This window comes from Janthinobacterium sp. FT14W, from assembly GCF_009208755.1.
In the GTDB taxonomy this organism is placed as follows: domain Bacteria; phylum Pseudomonadota; class Gammaproteobacteria; order Burkholderiales; family Burkholderiaceae_D; genus Janthinobacterium; species Janthinobacterium violaceinigrum.
The window spans coordinates 106,125-118,756 of sequence record NZ_WFLL01000004.1 but is presented as its reverse complement, the minus strand read 5'-3'; the positions used below and the strand labels follow the sequence as shown (position 1 = coordinate 118,756).

At 64.2% G+C, this 12,632-nt stretch carries 15 protein-coding genes; 7 read left to right on the top strand and 8 right to left on the bottom strand.

Going from position 1 to position 12,632, the window contains the following annotated elements:
- Positions 1-54: 54 nt before the first annotated feature.
- The 7 genes from GCN74_RS05140 to mltG all read right to left on the bottom strand — a co-directional run bounded on the left by GCN74_RS05140 (position 55) and on the right by mltG (position 5,535).
- A complete protein-coding gene (locus GCN74_RS05140) occupies positions 55-705 on the bottom strand; it encodes an ankyrin repeat domain-containing protein (RefSeq protein WP_152255642.1) in 651 nt (216 codons plus the stop codon).
- Between the two features lie 16 nt (positions 706-721).
- The gene (locus tag GCN74_RS05135) at positions 722-1,501 is read right to left on the bottom strand and encodes a TatD family hydrolase (RefSeq protein WP_152255641.1); all 780 of its coding nucleotides are present in this window, start codon (positions 1,499-1,501) and stop codon (positions 722-724) included.
- 92 nt (positions 1,502-1,593) lie between these two features.
- A complete protein-coding gene (locus tag GCN74_RS05130) occupies positions 1,594-2,226 on the bottom strand; it encodes a carbonic anhydrase (RefSeq protein WP_152255640.1) in 633 nt (210 codons plus the stop codon).
- A gap of 57 nt (positions 2,227-2,283) precedes the next feature.
- Positions 2,284-2,670 carry a VOC family protein gene (locus GCN74_RS05125; protein ID WP_152255639.1) on the bottom strand — a complete coding sequence of 129 codons (387 nt, stop codon included), beginning with the start codon at positions 2,668-2,670 and terminating at the stop codon, positions 2,284-2,286.
- Positions 2,671-2,827: 157 nt separating this feature from the next.
- On the bottom strand, positions 2,828-3,856 hold the full coding sequence (locus GCN74_RS05120; protein WP_152255638.1) for a DNA polymerase III subunit delta': 1,029 nt from the start codon (positions 3,854-3,856) through the stop codon (positions 2,828-2,830).
- Between the two features lie 15 nt (positions 3,857-3,871).
- Entirely contained in the window at positions 3,872-4,513 is a 642-nt protein-coding gene (gene tmk, locus GCN74_RS05115) for a dTMP kinase (RefSeq protein ID WP_152255637.1), read from the bottom strand.
- Positions 4,514-4,548: 35 nt separating this feature from the next.
- On the bottom strand, positions 4,549-5,535 hold the full coding sequence (mltG, locus tag GCN74_RS05110; RefSeq protein WP_152255636.1) for an endolytic transglycosylase MltG: 987 nt from the start codon (positions 5,533-5,535) through the stop codon (positions 4,549-4,551).
- Between the two features lie 176 nt (positions 5,536-5,711).
- Here mltG and GCN74_RS05105 point away from each other — a divergent pair, with 176 nt between their 5' ends.
- From GCN74_RS05105 to GCN74_RS05095, 3 genes are read left to right on the top strand one after another with little or no spacing between them, the layout of a single operon-like run.
- The gene (locus GCN74_RS05105; protein WP_152255635.1) at positions 5,712-6,827 is read left to right on the top strand and encodes a YgfZ/GcvT domain-containing protein; all 1,116 of its coding nucleotides are present in this window, start codon (positions 5,712-5,714) and stop codon (positions 6,825-6,827) included.
- Between the two features lie 7 nt (positions 6,828-6,834).
- Positions 6,835-7,125, top strand: a complete 291-nt coding sequence (locus GCN74_RS05100; RefSeq protein WP_152255634.1) for a DUF4936 family protein — start codon at positions 6,835-6,837, stop codon at positions 7,123-7,125.
- Complete coding sequence (locus tag GCN74_RS05095) at positions 7,116-7,853, top strand: NRDE family protein (protein ID WP_152255633.1); 738 nt, start codon at positions 7,116-7,118, stop codon at positions 7,851-7,853. Before GCN74_RS05100 ends, GCN74_RS05095 begins: the two co-directional genes overlap by 10 nt.
- Positions 7,854-7,907: 54 nt before the next feature.
- Here the strand turns inward: GCN74_RS05095 and GCN74_RS05090 are convergent, their stop codons facing one another.
- Positions 7,908-8,123, bottom strand: coding sequence for a hypothetical protein (locus tag GCN74_RS05090; protein WP_152255632.1), 216 nt, complete (start codon positions 8,121-8,123; stop codon positions 7,908-7,910).
- On the opposite strand from GCN74_RS05090, the gene GCN74_RS05085 reads away from it, so the two are divergent.
- The 4 genes from GCN74_RS05085 (at position 8,122) to GCN74_RS05070 (ending at position 12,599) form a co-directional block, all read left to right on the top strand.
- On the top strand, positions 8,122-9,129 hold the full coding sequence (locus GCN74_RS05085) for a LacI family DNA-binding transcriptional regulator (RefSeq protein WP_152255631.1): 1,008 nt from the start codon (positions 8,122-8,124) through the stop codon (positions 9,127-9,129). The two genes, GCN74_RS05090 and GCN74_RS05085, sit on opposite strands and share 2 nt — an antisense overlap.
- A 31-nt stretch (positions 9,130-9,160) precedes the next feature.
- Positions 9,161-10,642 (top strand): xylulokinase, encoded by a 1,482-nt coding sequence (gene xylB / locus GCN74_RS05080; protein ID WP_319633450.1) that lies wholly within the window; start codon positions 9,161-9,163, stop codon positions 10,640-10,642.
- 6 nt (positions 10,643-10,648) lie between these two features.
- Positions 10,649-11,599, top strand: coding sequence for a transaldolase (gene tal / locus GCN74_RS05075; protein ID WP_152255629.1), 951 nt, complete (start codon positions 10,649-10,651; stop codon positions 11,597-11,599).
- Positions 11,600-11,663: 64 nt separating this feature from the next.
- On the top strand, positions 11,664-12,599 hold the full coding sequence (locus tag GCN74_RS05070) for an ABC transporter substrate-binding protein (protein ID WP_152255628.1): 936 nt from the start codon (positions 11,664-11,666) through the stop codon (positions 12,597-12,599).
- Positions 12,600-12,632 lie beyond the last annotated feature (33 nt).

Below are 12,632 nucleotides of genomic sequence, written 5' to 3'. Positions count from 1 at the left end.
GGCAATTCCATGCCAGTTTGAGCGCTGGCATGGAAAATATTACCAAAGAGATATTTACTTGCGTGCCGCGCGCGCCTGCTGGGCGGCCGTGATGATGGCCACCACGCCAGGCTTGTCGCCCGCCCGGGCGAACTGCACGGCCGTCCAGCCGTGGTTGCTTTTCAGGCTGGCGTCCGCGCCCCAGGACAGCAGCAGCTTGACGGCGCCCTCCTGCCCTTCGCGGGCGGCAAACATCAGCGGCGTGATGTTGGCGGGGGCGCGCGCATCGACCACGGCGTCGCGGTCCAGCAAAATCTTCATGATGGGCAAGTCGCCGGCCGAGGCCGCATAGTGGAGCGCCGTCCAGCCGCTCTGGTTGACCTTGGCGCCCTTGGCCAGCAAGGCTTGCACGGCGTCCTGCTTGTGCTTGTAGGCGGCCATCATCAGCGCCGTGTTGCCATTGGCCGAGCGCGCTTCGAGGTCGATGCCGGGAGCGTCGAGCAGCACCTGGAACACCCGGTCCGCATCGTCGCGCAGGGCCAGCACGAGGGGAATGTCGCCCCGCTGCGCGTCAGGCTGGTTCGGATTCATGCCTTCATCCAGCATGCTGCGCACGCCGCTGGCGTTGTTGACGGACACGGCGCGGAAGAAGGCGTCCGGTTCCGGCGCCGCGTGGCTGGCGCCGGCCCAGCACAGCAGCATCGCCAGCGCGAGTTTTTTCATCATGTCTGACCTTAAGAAGTTATGGCAACTGATTGAATAACTTGAAGAAATTGTCCGTCGTCTGGCGCGCCACCTGGTCCAGCGGGATGCCTTTCAGGGTGGACAGGTATTCTGCCACATGGGCCACGTAGCCCGGCTCGTTCATGCGGCCGCGGAACGGCACGGGCGCCAGGTACGGCGAATCCGTCTCGATCAGGATGCGCTCGAGCGGCACTTCCAGGGCCACGGCCTGCAAGTCTTTCGCGCTCTTGAACGTGACGATGCCGGAAAAGGAAATATAGAAGCCCATGTCGATGGCGGCGCGCGCCACTTCCAGGGATTCCGTAAAGCAATGCATGACGCCGGCCACGCCGCCGTCGGACACGCCAGCGCCCTCTTCGCGCATGATGCGCAGCGTGTCTACACTGGCCGCTCTTGTGTGAATAATCAAGGGCTTGCGCGTGATTCTTGAAGCTTTGATGTGGGTGCGGAAGCGCTCGCGCTGCCATTCGAGGTCGCCCGTCAGGCGGAAATAGTCGAGGCCCGTCTCGCCGATGGCGATGATCTTCGGATGGTCCGCCAGGCGCACCAGGTCTTCCACCGACGGTTCAGGCGTGTCTTCATAGTCGGGATGCACGCCGACGGATGCGAAAATATGCGGATACTGCTCGGCCAGGGCCAGCACCTGCGGGAAGTCCGGCAAGTCGACGGACACGCACAGCGCGTGGGTCACCTTGTTCTCGGCCATCTTGGCGAGGATTTCGGGCATGCGAGCAGCCAGCTCGGGGAAATTGATATGGCAATGGGAATCGATATACATAAGGCGGGATTGTACCGGAGCGGGGAAAAACCGGCAGGGGAACGGCTGCGCCGCGCAGCCCCTGCCGAGGCGGTTCAACTGCTTGCCGCCGATTACACCTGGGAGGCCGGATGGTCGGCGAGCGGCACGAAATGGCCGGTCGATTCGTCGAGCGCGTCGAGGGAGCCGTTCTCGATGTCGTAGACCCAGCCGTGCAGGGTCAGCCTGTTTTGCGCCATGGCCAGGGCCACCGAAGGGTGGGTACGCAGGTTATTCAGTTGCGCCACCACGTTGGCGCGCACCATGCCGTCGATGCGCGACTGCTCCGTCGGATGGTCGATCGACTCGTTGATCATGCGCGCCGCATCGGCGTGGTGCAGCCAGCTGCGCACGGCCGGCATGTGGTCGAGGCAGGCGCAGGTGGCGATCGCCTTCATCGCGCCGCAATCGGAATGGCCGCAAATGACGATGTCGGTCACGTTCAGGGCGGATACGGCAAATTCGACCGTGGCGCTCACGCCGCCCGGCTCGGGGCCGTACGACGGCACGATGTTGCCCGCGTTGCGGATCACGAACAGCTCGCCCGGCTCGCGCTGCGTCACCAGTTCCGGCACCATGCGGCTGTCGGAACATGAAATGAACAGGGCTTTGGGGGTCTGTCCCGTGGCCAGCGTCTTGAACAACTCGCGGCGCGTGGGAAAAACCTCTTTTTGGAAGCGTAGGAAGCCAGCAATAATGTCGCGCATAAATAAATAAGATGGTTGTCTGAACCCGTATTATCGCTGATCTGGCGCCTGCCCTGCCTATTGTCCTTCTGGCGGCTGCCACAGCTCCACCTTGTTGCCCTCCGGATCGATGACCCAGCCGAACTGGCCGTATTCCGAATCGGGCGCCTTGTCCAGCACGTTGCAGCCTTCGTCGCGCAGGGCTTGCAGCAGCGCATCGAGGTCATCGACCCGGTAATTGATCATGAAGGCGGCCTTGCCGGGCGCGAATTGCTCGCTGTCCTGTGCCGCCACGGACCAGATGGTGGTGCCGGCCGTGGGCTGGCCGTCGGCGTCCGTCCAGGTAAACGCGGCGCCGCCCCAGGGCTGCACGTCCAGGCCCAGGTGGCGCTGGTACCAGGCGCGCAGCGCGGCCGGGTCTTGCGCGTGGAAGAAGATGCCGCCGATGCCAGTGACCCGTTTCATGCATGCCTCCGTTGCCGTCCAGTACATTGACTGTAACACCGGGGGCCAAGCGTGGCAAACGGCGCGGCGAATCTGCGCCAGCACGCCTGTCCAGCAAAATGAAAGCGCGCCAAGAATCACATAATCAAGATCAACTTAACGATGCAAGTGCTTGATTTTATTGGCATCTTGATGCGTAGTCGAGCAACATATCCTCCAGGAACAGCTTGGGCGACAGGGGGTGCTCGGCAATGGCCCGGCGCTCGTTTGCCGCCTTGATGGCCGCCATCAGACGGCTGACGTTGATGCGTCCGGCAAGCGCTTCCAGCTCGCGCCGGTGGCGCGGATAGTAGCGTATGGTGCCCGACAGCTTGACGGAAAACACATCGTACAGCCAGCGCTGCAGGGACGCCACCAGCGGTGCCAGCGGCGCCTTCTGCAATTTGTCGGCCGCCTTCAGGGCCGCTTCCACGCCCGGATTGGCCAGCACCTGCAGCAATTGTTCCGTTTCTTCGCGGCCGCCCGACTCGGACTGGGCCAGCGCGGCCAGCGGCGCGCCGCCCTGCTCGCGCAGCCAGCTGTCCGCATCGTTCAAACCCTGGGCCTTGAGCCAGGCCAGGGCCTGCTCGTGGCTGGGCATGGGCAAGGCGAACTTGCGGCAGCGCGACAGGATGGTCGGCAGCAACCGGTCCAGGCTGTTCGATGCCAGCAGGAACAAGGTGCCCGGCGGCGGCTCTTCCAGCGTTTTCAGCAAGGCGTTCGAGGCGGGCGTGTTCAGCGCCTCGGCCGGATACAGCACCACCACGCGCAAGCCTTGCCGGTGCGTGGAAATGTTCATGAAGTCGGCCAGGTTGCGGATCTGCTCGATCTTGATGTCTTTCGACGGCGTCTTGGTCTTGGCGCTTTTCTTCGCGCCTTCGCCCTCTTCGCCGTCATCGGCCACCTCGTCTTCCAGCGCTTCCGGACGGACCCGGCGGTAATCGGGATGGTTGCCCTGGCTAAACCAGCCGCACGAGGCGCATGCGCCGCAGGCGTGGCCGTCGGGACGCACGTCTTCGCACAGCAGCGCTTGCGCAAAGTGCTCGATGAAGTCGGCCTTGCCGATGCCTTGCGCGCCATGGAACAGGATGGCGTGCGGCATGCGCGGACGCAGGGCTTGCAATTGCTGCCAGGCATCCTGCTGCCAAGGATAGAGGGAACTTGTCATTTTATTCTTTGTAAATCAGCATGTTGCGACGCTTTGCTCAAGTAACACATCAAGCAGGTGTGCCAGTTGTACTTGAATGTCAGCAATGCTTTGCGTGGAATCGATGATGCGGAAACGTCCGGGGAACTGGGCCGCGCGGCGCAAATACTCGTTGCGCGTGGCGGCAAAGAAATCCGATCGCTCCTGCTCGAACTTGTCCAGCGCGCGCGTGGCATCCAGGCGGGCGCGGGCCACTTCCAGGGGTACGTCGAACAGGAACGTCAGGTCCGGCTGCAGATGCGGGTGCACCCACGCTTCGAGCTGCTCCATCTTGCCCAGGTCCATGCCCCGGCCGCCGCCCTGGTAGGCGAAGCTGGCATCGGTGAAGCGGTCGGAGATGACCCACTCGCCCCGCTCCAGCGCGGGGGCGATGACTTGCGCGATGTGTTCGCGGCGGCTGGCGAACATCAGCAGGGCTTCCGTTTCCAGGTGCATCTTTTCGTGCAGCAGCAGTTCGCGCAGCTTTTCGCCCAGGCTGGTGCCGCCCGGTTCGCGCGACGAGACGAGGGCCACGCCCCGCTGCTGCAGGTAGTCGGCGACAAAGCCGATATGCGTCGACTTGCCCGCGCCATCGATGCCTTCAAAGGTGATGAAGCGGGGTTGATAGTGTTGTGTCATGAAACTCTTAATCTGGTGATGATGAATGCCGGCGATTAGCGCTGATACTGGTTCACGGCGCGGTTATGGTCGGGCAAGTTGGCCGAGAACTGGCTGGTGCCGTCGCCCCGCGCCACGAAATACAGGGCCTGCGTGCGGGCCGGCGCCAGCGCCGCCGTCAGCGATTGCGCGCCGGCCAGGGCGATCGGCGTGGGCGGCAAGCCGCCGCGCGTGTAGGTATTGTACGGCGTGTCCGCTTCCAGGTCGCGTTTGCGGATCTTGCCCTGGTAGCTGTCGCCCATGCCATAGATCACGGTCGGGTCCGTCTGCAGCAGCATGCCCGTCTTCAGGCGGTTGACGAACACGCCGGCGATCATGGCCCGCTCGGACTTTTGCCCCGTTTCCTTTTCCACGATGGAGGCCATGATCAGCGCCTCGTACGGGTTTTTATACGGCAGGGCCGGATCGCGCTTGAACCACGCTTCGGACAAGCGGCCTATCATGGCCGTGTGCGCCTGCTTGAAGATCTGCATTTCGCTGGCGCCCTTGGCGAACAGATACGTGTCCGGGAAGAACAGGCCTTCCGGCAGCACGAACTCGGGACTGATCTTCGCCATCAGCTCCCTGTCGGACAAGCCCACCGTATCGTGCTTGAGGCCCGGATGATTGGCCATCGCCTGGCGCATCTGCTTGAACGTCCAGCCTTCGATGATGGTCAGCGACTCCTGCGCGAACTCGCCGCGCGCCAGCTGCGTGATCAGGCGCTGCGGCGTCGTGCCGGGCTTCAATTCGTAGGAGCCGGCCTTGATCTTCGAAGTCTTGCCTTCGATGCGCGCCAGCAGGTTGAACAGGATGGGCACGATGGGCACGCCCGCATCGGCAATCTGCTGGCCGGCCGCATGCGCGCCGCTGCCCGGGCTGATCGTAAACGGGATCGCGTCGCCTTCCGTGGTGATGGGCTGCTGCGCCCAGTACACAAAAGTACCACCGGCGCCGATGGCGGCGATGACTGAACTGACTACAAGTTTTTTAAAGAAAGCCATTGTTCCGATTCTTGTGATGCGGTCGCTGATGGGCAGCGCCCGCTTGTTATGATCGTTCATTTGTGAAGCAAGTGCGCGCAAAGCGGCGCCAACACTGGCAATCTTGCCGCTGCCGACGCAAACTGCGCGACATCACTATAATGAACCCGTAATGATAATGCTTAATCGCTGATCTAATGGAAATTATGAATAACTGGAATCAATTTTTAACCGCCCAAGGCGCCCGCCCCGTTGCCACCGATGGCGCGCCTGACCGCGGCGCTCCCATCGCCGCCGCCCCCATCCATGATTTTGGCCAGTCCCTGACAGTGCCCCAGCTGCAAGACGGTTTTGTCGCGACCATCACGGACCAGGGCTTGATCGGCCTCCATGGCGACGATGCAGCCAGTTTCCTGCACGGCCAGCTGACCAACGATGTGGAGCACCTGAGCCAGGAGCAAGTGCGCCTGGCCGGCTACTGCACGCCGAAAGGCCGGCTGCTGGCCAGTTTCCTGATGTGGCGCAATGCCAGCACCATTTATCTGCAATTGCCGCACGCCATACAGCCCGCCATACAGAAGCGCTTGCAGATGTTCGTGCTGCGCGCCAAGGCCAAGCTGCACGATGCGTCCGGCGATGAAGCCAATCAAGTCATCCTGGGCCTGGGCGGCAAGCAAGCCACCGCCGCCCTGTCCGCCTGGTTCCCCGTGCTGCCCGCCGCGCCGTTCAGCAAGGTCGAGCATGCATCCGGCACCCTGCTGCGCGTGGCCGACGCGTTCGGCAGCGCCCGCTATGAATGGCTGACGTCGGCCGCCACGGCGCGCGACGCGTGGCCGCAATTGACGGCCCAGCTGGCCAAGGGCGGCTCCGACGCCTGGCAATTGTCGGAGATCCATGCGGGCATCCCGCAAATCACGGCCGCCACGCAGGAGCAATTCGTGCCGCAGATGGTCAATTTCGAACTGCTGGGCGGCGTCAATTTCAAGAAAGGCTGCTATCCTGGCCAGGAAATCGTCGCCCGCAGCCAGTACCTGGGCAAGCTCAAGCGCCGCACCACGCTCGTCAGCATCGCTGATGCGGCGGCCGCGGCGGGCGGCGAACTGTTTGCCGTCAGCGACCCGGACCAGCCTTGCGGCATGGTCGTCAACGCCGCGCCGAACGGCGCCGGCGGCATCGACGCTCTCGTCGAGATGAAGCTGGGGGCGATAGCGGAAGGTTCAAGCGCAGCCGGTGCCGTGCGCTACGGCTCGCCCCAGGGCGCCAGCGTGCATTTCCTGCCCATGCCTTACGTGCTCGACGCACTCGACTTGTGAGAATGCCATGAAAGATTTGTACATTTACTATCAGGTCAAGGAAGAGCACGCCCAGGCGCTGGAAGCCAGGGTCCGCGCCATGCAGGCGAAACTGGCGGCCGCTTCCGGCGTGGCGCCGCAACTGAAGCGCCGTCCGGAAGCCAAGGACGGCTTGCAGACGTGGATGGAAATCTATCCCGTCGTGGGCGAAGGTTTTGCGGACTTGCTGGCCGCTGCCGCCGACGAGGCAGGCTTGCTGGCCCTGACGGCCGGCGCGCGCCATACGGAAGTGTTCATGGATTTGCCTCCATGTGCCTGATCGTTTTTGCCTGGAAAGTCAATCCGCACGTCCCGCTGATTGCCGCCGCCAACCGCGACGAATTCTATGAACGCGCCAGCGCCCCCGCCGGCGCCTGGCCCGAGCACCCGCAAGTGTATGCGGGCCGCGACCTGCAGGCGGGCGGCAGCTGGATGGGCATCACCCAGGCCGGCAGCGGCAGTTCGCGCTTTGCCGCCATCACGAATATCCGCAGCCCGCAAGACCGCAACCCGGACGCCCCTTCGCGCGGCGCCCTGGTGGCAGACTATCTGGCAGGCAATATGTCGCCGCAAGACTACATCGCGCAAATCCGTCCCGGCTGCAAAGCCTACAACGGTTTCAACCTGGTGCTGGGCGATGCGGACACCCTGATCTGGTTTTCCAACCGGGGCGATGGCGATGCGCGCAATGGCCAGCCTTTGGAGCCGGGCATCTACGGCCTGTCGAACGCCCTGCTGGACGCGCCTTGGCCGAAGGTGCTGAAGACCAAGGCCCAGTTCGCCAGCCTGCTGTGCCAGGGCGCGCCCGACGAAGCCTACTTCGACATGCTGGCCGACACCACGCGCGCACCCGACTTCCGCTTGCCGGACACGGGCGTGCCGCTCGACCTCGAGCGCGTGCTGTCCGCCGTCTGCATCGAAACGCCGGGCTACGGCACGCGCACGTCCACCGTCGTGAAACTGTTCCCCGATTCTCCAGGGGAATTGCATGAACTGGTGATTCAGTAGGTCGGGTTAGCGCGCAGCGCGTAAGCCGACACCACCCGCCACACTCCAGCGGCATCACCGCCGTCCCGATGCCGGATCAGCGCGCCATTGGCGCCCTGATCCGGCCTGCGCAAGCTTCCCTGCCCCATAAAAAAAATCACCGATCATCCAGGCGCACAAAAAAAGAAAGCGCTTGCGCAAGCGCTTTCTTTTGTTTACGATGCATGCAAACGCGGCAACAAAGCCGTGCATCAAACACATAAAAATAAAAACACCATCAGGAGACACCATGGCCACCATGGAAGATGTAGCGCGGGCGGCGGACGTATCGCTGTCGACCGTTTCGCACGTACTCAACGGCACCCGCAAGGTCAGCCCGAAAACCGTCGCCGCCGTCAATGCAGCCATGCAGCAGATCGGCTATGTGCCGAACATGCTGGCGCGCGCGCTGGCCGGCTCGTCGTCGGGCACCATCGGCGTGGCCATATCCGCCTTCACCAATCATTACTTCAGCGAAACCGTGCGCGCCATCGAGGCAGCCTGCACGCGCCACGGCTTGATGATGCTGTTTTCCGATACGCATGACGATCCCGAGCAGGAATTGAAAGTGGTGCAGAACTTGCACCAGCGCAGGGTCGACGGCATCGTGCTGGCGCCGTCGGGCGATGTGCACAACCGCACGCTCGACTATTTGACCAGCAACAAGATCGCTTCCGTGCTGGTCGACCGCATGTCGCCCCAGCCGTTCGACCAGGTGGGCGTGGAAAACATCGAGGCGACGGCGCAGCTGGTCAGCCACCTGATCGCCGCCCACGGCCACCGCCGCATCGGCTTCATCGCGGGCGCGCCCGGCCTGTCCACGACGGACGAGCGCATCGACGGCTACCGCCTGGCCTTGCAGCGCGCCGGCATCGTCTTTGATCCCGCGCTGCTGCGCTCGGGCGACTCCAACCTGGAGCGCAGCGGCGCGGCCACGCGCGAATTGCTGGCCTTGCCATCGGACAAGCGCCCGACGGCCATCGTTGCCGGCAATAACCTGATGACCATCGGCACCATGCATGCCTTGCGCGACGCGCACATTGCGGTACCGCAAGACGTGGCGCTGGCGGGCTTCGATGATTTCGACTGGGCCGATTATTTCAGCCCCCGCCTGACCGTGATGGCCCAGCCGCTGGAAGAGCTGGGCGCCATGGCCGTCGACCTGTTGATCGAACGTATCGCCAACCCGGGCCGCGCCCAGCACGTGCAGCGCCTGTCGCCGGCCTTGCGCGTGCGCAACTCCTGCGGCTGCCCCTGACCTTTTACCGTACATACACATGCATCCAGCAATTTCCCTCGGTATCGACCTCGGTACCTCCGAACTGAAAACCGTGCTGATGGACAGCGCCGGCAGCGTGCGCGGCCAGGCCTCCGTGCGCATCGCCACCAGCCGCCCGCAAGCAGGCTGGTCCGAACAGTCGCCGCAGGACTGGTGGGACGCCTGCGTCAAGGCGCTGGGCCAGCTGCGCGCCGGCTGGCCGCAGGACTATGCGCAGATCGCCTGCATCGGCCTGTCGGGCCAGATGCATGGCGCCGTGCTGCTCGACCTGGACCAGGCCGTGATCCGTCCCGCCATCCTGTGGAACGATGCACGCGCCGAGGCCGAAGCGGCCGCCCTGGCGCGCGACTATCCCGCCTACGCGGACGTGACGGGCAGCCTGCCCATGGCGGGATTGACGGCGCCGAAACTGCTGTGGCTGCAAGCGCACGAGCCGGCCGCCTTTGCCGCCATCGCCTGCGTGCTGTCGCCAAAAGATTATCTGCGCCTGCGCTTGACGGGCAACAAAGTGACCGAGATGTCCGACGCTGCCGGCACCCTGTGGCTGGACGAGGCCAAACGGTCCTGGTTCGCGCCCATGCTGGCCGCCTGCGGCCTGACCATGGCACAGATGCCGGCCCTGGCCGAAGGCGATGCGGCCACGGGCACCGTGCTGGCCGCCATCGGCGACCAGCTGGGCTTGCCCGCTGGCGTGGTGGTGGCGGGCGGCGGCGGCGACAATCCCGTCTCGGCCGTGGGCATCGGCGCCGTCAACGGCGGCGACAGTTTCATTTCGCTGGGTACCAGCGCCGCCATCGTCAGCGTGACGGAAACGCCGCAGGGCAACCCGGCCGGCGGCGTGCACAGCTTTTGCCACGCCCTGCCCGGCCGCTGGTACGCGATGGGGGCGATCCTGTCGGGTGCCAGCTGCCTGCGCTGGGCGACTGGCATACTGGGCCAGCCGGACGAGGCGTCCCTGCTGGCGCTGGTGGAAGCGGGCTTGCCGCTCGATACGCTCATTTCCCCCTCGGCGCCCCTGTTCCTGCCCTACCTGTCGGGCGAGCGCACGCCCCACAACGACCCGCAAGTGCGGGGCGCCTTCCTGCAGCTGGGCCACGACAGCACGCCCGCGCAGCTGGGCTACGCCGTGCTCGAAGGCGTGGCCTTTGCCTTGCGCGACGCCATGGCGGCCGTCACCTCGACAGGCGCCGTCGTACCCCACTGCATGCTGGTGGGCGGCGGCGCACGCAGCCAGTACTGGGCGCAGCTGCTGGCCAATGTGCTGGGCTGCGAAATGCGCACCTTGCACAACAGCGAACTGTCGGCCAGCCTGGGCGCTGCCAAGCTGGGCTTTGCCGCCATCGGCCAGCGCCAGCTGCTGTCCACCGGCTTGCCTATCAAAAACACTTTCCTGCCCGATGCCGCGCACAGCGCAGCCTTGAGCCTCCGCTACGGCCGATACCGTAGCCTGTTTCCTGCCGTGCAAGCCTTGCACCAACTTAGCGAAGGATAAGCAGCAATGAATCAACTGCAACAATTGAAGCAATACAGCACCGTCGTCGCCGACACGGGCGACTTCCTGCAACTGGCCCGTTTCGCGCCGCAAGACGCCACCACCAATCCGTCGCTGATTTTAAAGGCCGTGCTGCAGCCCGATTACGCGCCCTTGCTGGAAAGCACGGTCGCCGCCCATCCGGGCGCCTCGCTCGACGATATCGTCGACCAGGTGCTGGTGCGCTTCGGCCTGGAAATCCTGAAGGTGGTGCCGGGCCGCGTGTCGACGGAAGTCGATGCCCGCCTGAGTTTTGACCGTGCCGCCACCGTGGCCCGCGGACGCCGTCTGATCGCCCTGTACGAAGCGGCAGGTATCGACCGCGAGCGCGTGCTGATCAAGGTCGCCGCCACCTGGGAAGGCATCCAGGCCGCGCGCGAACTGGAAGCGGACGGCATCTTTTGCAACCTGACCCTGCTGTTCGCGTTTTGCCAGGCCGTCGCCTGCGCCGACGCGAAAGTGCGCCTGATTTCGCCGTTTGTGGGCCGCATCTACGACTGGCACAAGAAGTCGCAAGGTGCGGCATGGGACGAAGCGGCGCGCAGCCTGTCCAACGATCCGGGCGTGCAATCGGTCACGCGCATCTTCAATTACTACAAACAACATGGCATCGCCACGCAAGTGATGGGCGCCAGCTTCCGCAACGCGGGGCAGATCACGGCCCTGTCCGGTTGCGATTTGCTGACCATCAGCCCGGACCTGCTGGCGAAACTCGAAACGCTCGATGCGCCATTCGAGCGCGCGCTGGGCGGCGACCTGGGCGCGGCGCAGCCGGCCGTCAGCTACGACGAAGCGGCCTTCCGCTACGCCTTGAACGACGATGCGATGGCCACCGAAAAGCTGGCCGAAGGCATCCGCGGCTTTGCCGTCGATGCGGGCAAGCTGGACGCCATGATCGAGAAATTGCGCAGTCACTAAGTTTTCACTCAGGTTTCACCCGCAGCACCTTTGCTTTTCACAATAAAAACCCTTGGAGATCCTCATGAAAAAAGTCATTACCGCCACCCTGCTGCTGTCCGCCGCCTGCGGCGCCTTCGCCGCCGACAAACCGCTGAAATCGATCGGCGTCAGCGTGGGCGACCTGGCCAACCCGTTTTTTGTCGCCATCGGCCGCGGCGCGGACGAAAGCGCGAAAAAGCTGGGCGGCCCCGGCGTGAAAGTCACGACTGTTTCCAGCAAGTATGACCTGAACACCCAGGTGGACCAGATCGAGAACTTCATCGCCAACAAGACCGACATCATCATCCTGAACGCCGTCGATTCCAAGGGCATCGCGCCCGCCATCAAGAAAGCGCGCAATGCGGGCGTGGTGGTGATCGCCGTCGACGTGGGCGCCGTGGGCGCCTCGGCCACCGTGATGTCCGACAACACCATGGCGGGCGACGTGTCGTGCGCCTACCTGGCCAAGCAGATCGGCGGCAAGGGCAATGTGGTGATCCTGAACGGCCCGCCCGTCACGTCCGTGATCGACCGCGTCAACGGCTGCAAGAAAACCCTGGCCGCGTTCAAGGATATCAAGATCCTGTCCGACAACCAGAACGCGGGCGGCAGCCGCGACGGCGGCATGACCGTGATGTCGAATTTGCTGACGGCCCATCCGAAGATCGACGGCGTGTTCGCCATCAACGATCCGACGGGCATCGGCGCCGAACTGGCCATCAAGCAATCGAAGCGCACGGACGTGAAACTGATCACGGCCGTCGATGGCGCGCCCGATGGCCAGAACGCCCTGAAAAACAAGGCCGGCCTGTTTGCCGCCACCTCGGCGCAAAACCCGTACCGCATGGCCACGGACGCCGTGCAGATGGGCTACGACATCATGAACGGCCGCACGCCGAAGCAAACGATGGTGCTGTTGCCGACCCCGGCCATCACCAAGGAAAACGTCGCCACCTACACGGGCTGGGTAAAGAACTGATCTGCCTGACCTGAACCACGTGGCGCCGCCTGC

Coding starts and splice junctions, on each gene's coding strand:
- GCN74_RS05100 (WP_152255634.1), top strand. CDS start 6,835: ATGAAAGATTTGTACATTTACTATCAGGTCAAGGAAGAGCACGCCCAG.
- GCN74_RS05090 (WP_152255632.1), bottom strand. CDS start 8,123: ATGGTGTCTCCTGATGGTGTTTTTATTTTTATGTGTTTGATGCACGGC.
- GCN74_RS05105 (WP_152255635.1), top strand. CDS start 5,712: ATGGAAATTATGAATAACTGGAATCAATTTTTAACCGCCCAAGGCGCC.
- tmk (WP_152255637.1), bottom strand. CDS start 4,513: ATGACACAACACTATCAACCCCGCTTCATCACCTTTGAAGGCATCGAT.
- GCN74_RS05130 (WP_152255640.1), bottom strand. CDS start 2,226: ATGCGCGACATTATTGCTGGCTTCCTACGCTTCCAAAAAGAGGTTTTT.
- mltG (WP_152255636.1), bottom strand. CDS start 5,535: ATGGCTTTCTTTAAAAAACTTGTAGTCAGTTCAGTCATCGCCGCCATC.
- tal (WP_152255629.1), top strand. CDS start 10,649: ATGAATCAACTGCAACAATTGAAGCAATACAGCACCGTCGTCGCCGAC.
- GCN74_RS05070 (WP_152255628.1), top strand. CDS start 11,664: ATGAAAAAAGTCATTACCGCCACCCTGCTGCTGTCCGCCGCCTGCGGC.
- GCN74_RS05125 (WP_152255639.1), bottom strand. CDS start 2,670: ATGAAACGGGTCACTGGCATCGGCGGCATCTTCTTCCACGCGCAAGAC.
- GCN74_RS05095 (WP_152255633.1), top strand. CDS start 7,116: ATGTGCCTGATCGTTTTTGCCTGGAAAGTCAATCCGCACGTCCCGCTG.
- GCN74_RS05140 (WP_152255642.1), bottom strand. CDS start 705: ATGATGAAAAAACTCGCGCTGGCGATGCTGCTGTGCTGGGCCGGCGCC.
- GCN74_RS05085 (WP_152255631.1), top strand. CDS start 8,122: ATGGCCACCATGGAAGATGTAGCGCGGGCGGCGGACGTATCGCTGTCG.
- GCN74_RS05135 (WP_152255641.1), bottom strand. CDS start 1,501: ATGTATATCGATTCCCATTGCCATATCAATTTCCCCGAGCTGGCTGCT.
- GCN74_RS05120 (WP_152255638.1), bottom strand. CDS start 3,856: ATGACAAGTTCCCTCTATCCTTGGCAGCAGGATGCCTGGCAGCAATTG.